The sequence below is a fragment of the Pseudomonas sp. 91RF genome (assembly GCF_003576265.1).
GTDB classification, from domain to species: domain Bacteria; phylum Pseudomonadota; class Gammaproteobacteria; order Pseudomonadales; family Pseudomonadaceae; genus Aquipseudomonas; species Aquipseudomonas kribbensis.
On record NZ_QWFC01000052.1, the window covers coordinates 45,631 to 55,479 of the forward strand.

9 protein-coding genes are annotated in these 9,849 nt (G+C 62.4%); 4 read left to right on the top strand and 5 right to left on the bottom strand.

Going from position 1 to position 9,849, the window contains the following annotated elements; translation table 11 throughout:
* Nucleotides 1-35 precede the first annotated feature (35 nt).
* Nucleotides 36-860 (top strand): SDR family oxidoreductase, encoded by an 825-nt coding sequence (locus tag DXT77_RS28170; RefSeq protein ID WP_119429983.1) that lies wholly within the window; start codon nt 36-38, stop codon nt 858-860.
* 3 nt (nt 861-863) lie between these two features.
* Here DXT77_RS28170 and DXT77_RS28175 read toward each other — a convergent pair whose 3' ends face one another.
* On the bottom strand, nt 864-1,745 hold the full coding sequence (locus tag DXT77_RS28175) for a LysR family transcriptional regulator (protein ID WP_119429984.1): 882 nt from the start codon (nt 1,743-1,745) through the stop codon (nt 864-866).
* 109 nt (nt 1,746-1,854) lie between these two features.
* On the opposite strand from DXT77_RS28175, the gene DXT77_RS28180 reads away from it, so the two are divergent.
* Nucleotides 1,855-3,225, top strand: a complete 1,371-nt coding sequence (locus DXT77_RS28180) for an MFS transporter (RefSeq protein WP_119429985.1) — start codon at nt 1,855-1,857, stop codon at nt 3,223-3,225.
* Nucleotides 3,222-3,620, top strand: a complete 399-nt coding sequence (locus DXT77_RS28185) for a DUF4440 domain-containing protein (protein WP_119429986.1) — start codon at nt 3,222-3,224, stop codon at nt 3,618-3,620. Before DXT77_RS28180 ends, DXT77_RS28185 begins: the two co-directional genes overlap by 4 nt.
* Before the next feature lie 130 nt (nt 3,621-3,750).
* On the opposite strand, the gene DXT77_RS28190 is transcribed toward DXT77_RS28185, so the two are convergent.
* From DXT77_RS28190 to DXT77_RS28205, 4 genes are read right to left on the bottom strand one after another with little or no spacing between them, the layout of a single operon-like run.
* The gene (locus DXT77_RS28190; RefSeq protein ID WP_085611394.1) at nt 3,751-4,617 is read right to left on the bottom strand and encodes an HlyD family secretion protein; all 867 of its coding nucleotides are present in this window, start codon (nt 4,615-4,617) and stop codon (nt 3,751-3,753) included.
* 10 nt (nt 4,618-4,627) lie between these two features.
* Nucleotides 4,628-4,828: a DUF1656 domain-containing protein gene (locus tag DXT77_RS28195; RefSeq protein ID WP_015096751.1), complete on the bottom strand. Its 201-nt coding sequence runs from the start codon at nt 4,826-4,828 to the stop codon at nt 4,628-4,630.
* Nucleotides 4,818-7,010 carry an FUSC family protein gene (locus tag DXT77_RS28200; RefSeq protein WP_119429987.1) on the bottom strand — a complete coding sequence of 731 codons (2,193 nt, stop codon included), beginning with the start codon at nt 7,008-7,010 and terminating at the stop codon, nt 4,818-4,820. The genes DXT77_RS28195 and DXT77_RS28200 overlap by 11 nt, the downstream gene beginning before the upstream one ends.
* Before the next feature lie 10 nt (nt 7,011-7,020).
* Entirely contained in the window at nt 7,021-8,532 is a 1,512-nt protein-coding gene (locus DXT77_RS28205) for an efflux transporter outer membrane subunit (protein ID WP_119429988.1), read from the bottom strand.
* Nucleotides 8,533-8,714: 182 nt separating this feature from the next.
* Here DXT77_RS28205 and DXT77_RS28210 point away from each other — a divergent pair, with 182 nt between their 5' ends.
* Nucleotides 8,715-9,683, top strand: coding sequence for a LysR family transcriptional regulator (locus tag DXT77_RS28210; RefSeq protein WP_085711718.1), 969 nt, complete (start codon nt 8,715-8,717; stop codon nt 9,681-9,683).
* Nucleotides 9,684-9,849: the final 166 nt, after the last annotated feature.

Here is a 9,849-nt window from a genome sequence, read left to right on the forward strand (position 1 = left end):
TCCCCTCCCCTCACACTTTGCACAAGGAATGCGCCATGCCCGTTGCGTTGATTACCGGTTGTTCCAGCGGCATCGGCCGCGCCCTCGCCGATGCCTTCAAAGGCGCTGGCTACGAGGTCTGGGCCAGCGCGCGCAAGGCTGAAGATGTCGCTGCGCTCAGCGCTGCCGGATTCACGGCGGTGCAACTCGACGTCAATGACAACTCCGCGCTGGAACAACTCGCCGAGCGGATCAACCAGCAACACGGCGGCCTTGATGTGCTGATCAACAACGCCGGATACGGCGCAATGGGCCCGCTGCTCGACGGCGGCGTCGCGGCCATGCAGCGCCAGTTTGAAACCAACGTGTTTTCGATTGTCGGCGTGACCCGCGCACTGTTCCCGGTACTGCGCCGGGCGAAGGGACTGGTGGTCAATGTCGGCAGTGTTTCCGGGGTGCTGGTCACGCCGTTCGCCGGCGCGTATTGCGCGTCAAAAGCAGCGGTGCATGCGTTGAGCGATGCCTTGCGCATGGAACTGGCGCCGTTCGGCATTCGCGTGCTGGAAGTGCAGCCGGGGGCGATTCAATCCAGCTTCGCCAGGAATGCCGGGCATGAGGCCGAACAACTGATCAACGAACAATCGCCATGGTTTCCGTTGCGCGAAGGTATTCGGGCGCGGGCCAAGGCCTCGCAGGACAAACCGACGCCGGCCAGCGAATTTGCCGCCGAGCTGCTCAAGGCCGTGCAGCAAAGCAAGCCGCCACGGCTGATCCGCATCGGCAACGGCAGCCGGGCGCTGCCGTTGCTGGCGACGTTGTTGCCGAAAGGGTTGCTGGAGTCGACGTTGATGAAGCGCTTCGGCTTGCGCGGGCAACTCTGAGAGTCAGCCCCAGCCCTTCATGAAATCAATGAACGCCCGCACCTTCAGCGGCAGGTGCCGGGTGTCCGGGTATAGCGCATACACGCCTTGTTGGGCAAAGCGGTAATCCGGCAACAGGCGTTGTAATCTCCCGGCGTCAAGATCTTCTTGTATCAACCATTGCGGCAGAATCGCCACGCCTTGCCCGGTCAGCGCAAAGGCACGCAGGGTCGCCGAGTTGTCGGCGACGATGGCGGTGGTTCCCGGTTTTGGCTGGTAGACATGCTCGATGCCGGCCGGGTCGGTGACCGTCATTTCCGGCACTCGCCCATGCCCTAGTGTCGGCATCGATTCCAGCACCACCAGGTTTTCTACCGACGCAAAACCCTCGACCAGCCCCGGTGCCGCCACGGCAAACACCTCGAACGTCGACAACTGCACTGCCCGCAGATTGGAGTCGTGCATGCGTCCCAGACGGATCGCCATGTCAAAACGTTCGGAGATCAGATCGGCATGGGTCGAAGACGTAGACAAGTGGATATTCAGTTGCGGTTGCTGTTGTCGAAACACTTCCAGCGCCGGCACCACTTGAGCCAGCGCGAACTCCACGGTCGTGGTGATGCGCAGCGTGCCCTTGAGCTGCGAGTGTTCCGAGCGCGCTTCCTCGATGGCCAAGCGTGCTTCGTCCAGCGTGCGCAGACAGCGTCGGTAAAAGCGTTCGCCGGCATCGGTCAGGGCCAGTTGCCGGGTGTTGCGGGTAAGCAAGGTGACGCCCAACTCTTCCTCAAGACGTTTGAGGTTGAAGCTCACCACCGCGCGTGTTTGCCCCAGCGTCTCGGCGGCTGCAGTCAGCGAGCCGGCCTCGACCACGGCTTTGAAGGTATCGAATCGATCCAGACTGACCATGTTCAGCACGTCCACTGTCAAAATAGTTTTGACAAACTAGCAGTCAAACCAGCGTATTTCTATCGTCGCAAGCGCCCTACCCTGCACGCTTCATCACAGGGAAGCTGCCATGGCCTATCGCTCGAAAGTCGCGCTGGTGTATCTGTTGGGGTTTGCCCTCGATTTGCTGAACATGTTCGTCGCGAGCATCGCCTACCCGGACATCGCCACGCAGTTGCACGCCTCGGTGACGCAACTGGCGTGGATCACCAACGCCTACATGCTCGGGCTGACGCTGATCATTCCGATGAGCGTGTGGCTGGCGGCACGGGTGGGCGAACGGCGGCTGATCCTCGGTTCGCTGCTGGTGTTCGGGATCGCCTCCGGGCTCATCGCTCAGGCGGGTTCGATTGAAAGCCTGATCGGCTGGCGATTGCTGCAAGGACTCGGTGGCGGGTTGCTGCTGCCGGTCGGTCAGGCGCTGGCCTATCGAGAGTTTCCAGCAACACAGCGCGCGCACTTCACCGGGGTGGTTCTGTTGGTGGCGCTGATGGTGCCGGCCCTGTCGCCGGCGGCGGGCGGCTTGATCGTCGAGGCGTTGTCGTGGCGCTGGATTTTCTACCTGAACCTGCCGATGGCGCTCGTGGCTTTCGGATTGGGCCTGCTCTGGCTGAAACCGGATCAGGCAACCAGTGAACGCCCGACACTGGATGCTCGTGGCCTGTTGCTGGCCGTGTCGGCCCTGAGTCTGTTGTTGATCGCCGTCAGTCTGGCGAGCGCCCCGGCAACCCGTCACCTCGCGGGCGGCGTCCTGCTACTCAGCGTCATGACCCTGTGGATATACCTGCGCGATGGCTGGAGCAAATCCGGTGCGGTCCTCGACCTGCAACTGATCAAGAACCCGTCACTACGCCTGGCAATGCTGATCTACCTGTTCGTGCCCGGGATCTTTACCGGCACCAACATGATCGCCGTGTTGTACCTGCACGATCTCGGTTTCGGCGCAGCACAAACCGGGGCGCTGATGCTGTCCTGGGCGGCCGCCTCGGGCGTGGCGATCATGCTGGGCAAACGCAGCTTCAACCGGATCGGCCCCAAGCCATTGCTGATTGCCGGGATGCTGCTGCAATGCCTGGGCATTGTCGTGCTGATGCAGATCGACCACCCCGCCAGCGTCCCGTTGATTTTCGCCTACGCCCTGATGGGGCTGGGCGGCAGTCTGTGCAGCGTCACTGCGCAGACCCTGGCGTTTGTCGGCATCACGCCGGAAAAAATGGGCCACTCCAGCGCCCTGTGGAACATCAACCGTCAGCTCGGCTTCTGCCTCGGCGCGGCGCTGCTCAGCTCATTGCTGGGCGCTTTGGGCGCCAACGGTTTCCAATACTGCTTTCTCGCCGCCGCGTTGCTGACGCTGTTGCCGATGGTCGCGGTGCTGCGTTTCGACTCCACGAAAGTGCTCGCCCTGCTGAACTCAACTGCCCTACAGGAACAATCCACATGACTGACTACACCGACTATTTTGACGAAGTGATCCAGGCCCATGAGGCCATCGAACGATGGTTTGCCGTGGAGGAGGAAGAAACGGCACTGGAACGATTGCTGACGCGTTTTTCGCCACGGTTTTCCATGGTGACGCCGCTGGGGCGTGTGCTGGATTTCGAGGCCTTGCGTGCGCTGTTTCAAATGGCGGGCGGCAAGAAGAGCGGGTTCAGGATCGAGCTCGGCGAGCTTCACGGGATTGCCCTGCATGAACGCGGTGCGACGGTGAGCTACCGCGAGCAGCAAACCGACGCGAGTGAATTGCACACGGATCGACGCTCAACCGTCGTGTTTGAAAAAACCGAATCCGGGCAGGTGATCTGGCGGCATCTGCACGAGACGTTTTGCAGCGAGTAGAAGCTGAGTATTTGCTCGTAAGACCGAGTCGTCCCAATCGCGAGCAGGCTCGCTCCCACACTGGATCCGTGCCGCACTGAAGATCCCATGTGGGAGCGAGCCTGCTCGCGAATAGCTACAACACGGTCTGTCAGTTATCCACAGCGTCCTGCTTCACCACCACCGTGCAGGTAATCCCCGCCGCCAGCAGCACACCTTCCGGCACTTCATCGATGTGAATACGCACCGGCACCCGTTGCGCCAGGCGCACCCAGTTGAAGGTCGGGTTCACATCGGCGATCAGCTCGCGGCTTTCCGGGTTGTCACGGTCGTAGATGCCACGGGAAATACTTTCCACGTGGCCCTTGAGGACTTCGCCGCTCATCAATTGCATGTCGGCTTTATCACCAACGCGCACGTGAGGCAGTTTGGTTTCTTCGAAAAAGCCGTAGACCCAGAACGAATTCATGTCGACCACCGCCATTTTCGCTTCGCCAATCCGCGCGTAGTCGCCGCGATGCACATTGAGGTTGGTCACATAGCCGTCCACCGCCGCCCGCACTTCAGTGCGTTTGAGGTTGAGTTCGGCCGCTTCCAGTTGCGCCTGGGCCTGTTGGTAATCGGCCAATGCCGAGTCTGCGATGTTGCTGGCGTCGTCGCGGTTTTCCTTGGAGATCACCAGATTGTCGAGGTCGGCGCGGCGATGGGCGTTGACCTTGCGCATCTCCCACGTGGCCTTGCGCGAAGCCACCAGCGACTGCGCCTGTTTCACCGCGAGACGGTAGTGCTCGGGATCGATCTGCATCAGCAGGTCGCCTTTTTTCACCAACTGGTTATCCCGCACCGGCACGTCGACCACTTCACCGGTGACGTCGGCGGCGACGTTGATGATGTCGGCGCGCACCCGGCCGTCGCGGGTCCACGGGGTGTTCATGTAGTGCTCCCACAACGTGCGGCCGATCCACAGCGCCAGGGCCAGCACCAGCAAGGTCGCGAGCAGGCTGAAAAACTTTTTCATCAGAACGTTCTCAACGGTAGACAGTCAGCGCCATCGCGCCGAACAGACAGGTAAACAGGCTCAGGCGCAGCAGCGCCGGGTGCCAGAAGAAGCGGTACAGATCGAACCCGGACAAGAACCGATCCAGCGCCCAGGCCAGTGCCGCGGCGATGAAAAACATCAGGGTCATGGTCGGCATGTACACGCCGTGGAAGGCGATTTCACGAGGCATGGGCAAGTCCTTCGGGCTTGGCGATGGCGTAGGCAGCAAGGGGCGATTGCGGGTCGAGCAATGAGGTGCGGATGAAGTGCAGGTAGCTTTTCACCCGCCGCAGGGCCGAGGTATCGAAGTGCGGCGCGAACGGTTCGTCAGTGGCGGCAACCCGGCTGATCGCGTGATCGACCGCCACCAGCGCACGTTCCAGATTGCTCGAATTCGGTTGCAGGAACAGGCGCACCAGCGAGCGCCCCATGACCCGGATTGCCTGGCGCCATGGCTGCGATTCGGCATAGGCCGGATGCACCGGCAGGATCGCCTGTTCCTTGCGCAGCTCGATGATCGCGTGGCCGACTTCCAGCACCACGAACATCCAGCGCAGCAGGTTTTTCTGCACCAGCGGCTGACCGGCCGCCAGACCGTAAGCCTGATGCATCAAGTCGCGGGTACGGCTTTCGAAACTCGACGCCAACCCCTTGAGTTTGCCGCTGATCGCGTACACCACTTGCCCGCGCAAATCCTGTTCCAGACGCTGCCACAGCCAGCGGCTGTTCGGCGGCAGAATGATCGCCCCCGCCGCCGCACACACCAGCATGCCCATGACCATGGCGATGTAGTCGTTGATGAAGGTGTAGGGGTTGTAGATCGTCAGGTTGTCCGGCACCGAGCCGGTACTGAAGAAGATCAGCAGCCCCAGGCCGACACCCGCGTATTGCGGTCGTGAGGCGAGGAACGATCCGAGCACGATCACCGGCGCGAGCATCACGCACAGCAGCGGGAAACCGTCGATCCACGGGAAGATGAAAAACATCTCGACGAAGCCGATCAGCGCCCCAAGGAACGTGCCGCACGCCATCTGGAATGCCATGCGCTTCGGGTTCGGCGTGGCGGCGGAAAGGCCCACGGTAGCGGCTGCGATCAGGGTCATGGTCGCGCCGCTCGGCCACGCGGTGGCGACCCAGTAACTGCCGAGTACGACGAGAATGAACGCGGCACGAATCCCCGAAGCCGCTGCCGCCCACCAACTGGTCTGCGGGGTGAACGGCTCGTCCCAGCGCTCGCGTTCGTGGCTGTGATCGGCCAGCGAGGCGTGGGTCTGCGCATAACCGTGCAGGTCATCGACGAAGCGATAGAGCAATTCATACGCGGTGTGGAAATCCAGCAACTCGGCCTCGCTCGGCGCGCTCTCCTGGAACGCCGCCCGCAGACTGCGCACCCGCGCCGGCAAACCTTCCTTGTAAGCCGTCAGCGCCAGCACCAGACGCGCCGCATCCGGGCTGGTCAGGGCGCGACCGCTGAAACCGTCGAGTACTTCGGCCAGATCCTGCAGACCCGGTTTGATCGCCGCTTCCACATGATCGGCACCGTTGCGGCGCAAGCGTTCGAGCAACTGATGCAAGGCGTTGAAACGGGTGGTGACGCCCATGAACTCGCTGTTCAGGCGACTGAGGCGACCGTTGCGCCGACGCATGTGCGGGTCTTCGAACACGGTCACGCTGCGCAGCCCTTCCAGCCCCACCGCTTCGGCGATGAAGCGCACGTTGCTGGCCTCGAACGACTCCGGTTTGCTGCGTCCGCGCAGGCCATCGGTGACGAACAACGCAAACACACCGAAGCGCTGATACAAGGCGTTGCGCATCGCCGCGCTGGCGGTTTGCGGCAGGATCGCGGCGCTGACCAGCGTCGAGCAGAGAATCCCCAGCGAAATTTCCAGCACCCGCCACACCGCTGCCATGAACGCGCCATCGGGGTGGGCGAGCGCCGGCAGGCCGACCATCGCCGCCGTATACCCGGCCAACACAAAACCGTAGGCGCGGAAGTTGCGGCAACGGGCGGCGCCGGCCGAGCAGATGCCGACCCAGATCGCCAGTGAACCGAGGAACAGTTCGGTGTTCTGGGCAAACAGTGAAATCAGCGTGACCATCATCGCCGACCCGGCCAGGGTGCCGAGGAAGCGATAGAAGCTCTTGGCGAATACCTGGCCGCTCTGCGGCTGCATGACGATGAACACGGTGATCATCGCCGTGCGCGGTTGCGGCAGCTCCAGGCGCATCGCCAGCCACAGGGTCAGGAACGCGGCGATCAACACCTTGAAGATGTAGACCCAGGTCACGCCGTCGCTGCGCGCCCAGTCGAAGAAACCCCGGCGCCATTCCAGGGAGTAGAGCCAGCGCAAAGGTGCGGGCAAGGGAGTCATTAAGGCTTGCTCAGTGGTCGAGGGCTTGAAGAAGGGCCGGGGTTTTCGGTGCGGCGGTCTGTTCGGCAGTCGGCACGTCTTTACCCGCACCCAGACCACCGCCCAATGCCGTCACCAGTTCCGCATGGGCACTCAAGCGCGCCGCCTGTACCTGCTGCTGAACCTGTTGCTGTTTGAACAGCAGGGTCTGGGCGTTGAGCACGTTGAGGTAATCGGTAAGTCCGCGCTGGTAGGCGATCATCGCGATGTCGTAAGTCTTCTGCGCGGTGGCCACGGACTCGGCGGCGAAGGTCTGCTGCTTGTCCATCGACTCGCGGCGGATCAACTGGTCGGAGATGTTCTTCAGCGCATTGACCAGGGTCTGGTTGTAATGCGCGACGGCGATGTCATAACCCGCCGACGCTTCACCGAGTTCGGCGCGCAGTCGCCCGCCGTCGAAGATCGGCAGGGAGATCGCCGGCCCGACGTTGTAGTTGAGCTTCTTGCCGGTCAAAAACTCCAGCGCCCCGCCGCCGGTGGCCATGTAGCCGAGGCTGCCGACCAGATCGACGTTGGGGTAGAACCCGGCATGCGCGACATCGATCCCGCGCGCCTGGGCCGCCACTTGCCAGCGACTGGCGACCACGTCCGGGCGCTGGCCGAGCAGCTCGGCAGGCAATGCCGACGGCAGTTTCAACGCTGCGCCCAACGAAAGTGTCGGACGCTGCAATTGCGCACCGGCGCCCGGCCCTTTGCCGGCCAATGCCGCGATCTGGTTGCGGCTCAGGGCGATTTCTTCGTCCAGTGCATCCAGTTGCCGATGGGTTTCCGGCAACGGGGTTTCGGCCTGGCTGACTTCGAAGTGCGTGCCGATCCCGCCGTTCAGGCGCTTCTGCGCCAGCTCGAGAATCTGCTGTTGCTGCTTGAGCGTCGCCGCGACGATGTCGCGCTGGGCGTAATGCAGCGACATTTCGATGTAGGCACGCACGATGTTGTTCTGCAATTCGAGCTGCGCCTGCCGCGCCTCGGCAGCGCTCATGTGCGCGAGGTCTACCGCTCGTTCGGTGCTGTTGCTTTCACGGCCCCAGAGGTCGAGGGCGTAACTGAAGCCCAGTGCGGCGTTGTTGTCCCAGGTCGTGGTATTGGCCAGCTCGCCGGGACCGTAGAACTGGTCGGTCGGCCAGTTGTGGCGCTTGAGGGTCGACTCGCCATTGATCTGCAACGACTCGGCAGCTCCAGCGACGCCGGCCATGGACCGGGCCTGACGCACTCGCGCGGCAGCCATGGCCAAAGTCGGGCTGCCTTGCACGGCGAGATCGATCCAGTGATTGAGTTGCGGGTCGCCGTAGGCATGCCACCACTGCGCGGTGGGCCAGTTTGCGTCACGGGCGGCGTGGGCGATGGCCTCGTCGGTGGCCAGTTCATTGGCCTCCAGAGCCTTGCCCTGCGGGGCAATCCCTCCAGTTCCGATGCAGCCGCTGAGACCTAACGAAATAGCCAGAACACTGAGCGGCAAAAGCGCTCTGTTGATGCGACGCGGCACTGCTGCGAATTCCTGAGGTGGGGGATGTTTCGAGGTGGGCGCAATTCTAGGGGGCGCCCTGAACGGCGATAAGCTGGGTTTTCTGCGAATCTTTGTTACGGTTAACGAGATAATCCCTTGGTCGGGGGTCTCAGCCCCTGAAACTTCGTGTCACAATTTGCCATCTCCCTTGAGAGCACCCCATGGACACTTTGCAAAACATGCGCGCCTTCAGTTGTGTGGCCGAAGCCGGCAGCTTCACCGCCGCCGCCGTGCAACTCGACACCACCACCGCCAACGTCTCGCGCGCGGTCTCCAACCTGGAAGCCCACCTGCAAACCCGCCTGCTGAATCGCACGACACGGCGCATCGCGCTCACCGAAGCCGGCAAGCGTTACTTGCTGCGCTGCGAGCAGATCCTCGCCTACGTCGAAGAGGCCGAAGCCGAGGCCAGCGAGGCCCACGCCCGCCCGGCCGGTCAATTGAAAGTGCACACCATGACCGGCATCGGCCAGCACTTCGTGATCGACGCCATCGCCCGCTACCGCAAGACCCATCCGGACGTGACCTTCGACCTGACCATGGCCAACCGCGTGCCGGACCTGCTCGACGAAGGCTACGACGTGTCCATCGTTCTGGCCCGCGAACTGCCGGACTCGGGCTTCGTCTCGCAGCGCCTGGGCATCACCTACAGCATCGTCTGCGCCTCCCCGGCCTACGTGAAAGCCAACGGCTGCGCACAGAAACCCAGCGACCTGCTGAACCACGCCTGCCTGCGCCTGGTGAGCCCGGTGATCCCCCTGGAAAAATGGGCCTTCGACGGCCCGGAAGGCCAGGAAATGGTCACCATCAACAGCTCACCCTTCCTGGTGAACTCCGCCGACGCGATGAAAACCGCGATCACCAGCGGGATGGGTGTCGGTGTATTGCCGGTGTATGCCGCGATTGAAGGCTTGCGCAACGGCTCGCTGGTGCGGGTAATGCCGAACTACCGCTCGCAGGAACTGAACCTGTATGCGATCTATCCGTCGCGGCAGTATCTGGATGCGAAGATCAAGACCTGGGTCGAGTACCTTCGTGGGTCGTTGCCGGAGATTCTGGCGGGGCATCAGGCGGAATTGGCGGCTTATGAGATGAGTGGGAGTCTGGCGGGGGTTCGGGTGGCGAATTGAGTTGGTCCTCCTGAAATTGGTGTGATGTTGAGAGCGACACCCCTCACTGTAGAGACCGGTACATCCTTTACACATCAGACCGGGGACATCGTTTACACCTTTTACAGGCTTGATACGCGCTTGGCACCGCGTTCAAGCCTGCCTAAACAGAAGTTGCAAAGGTACA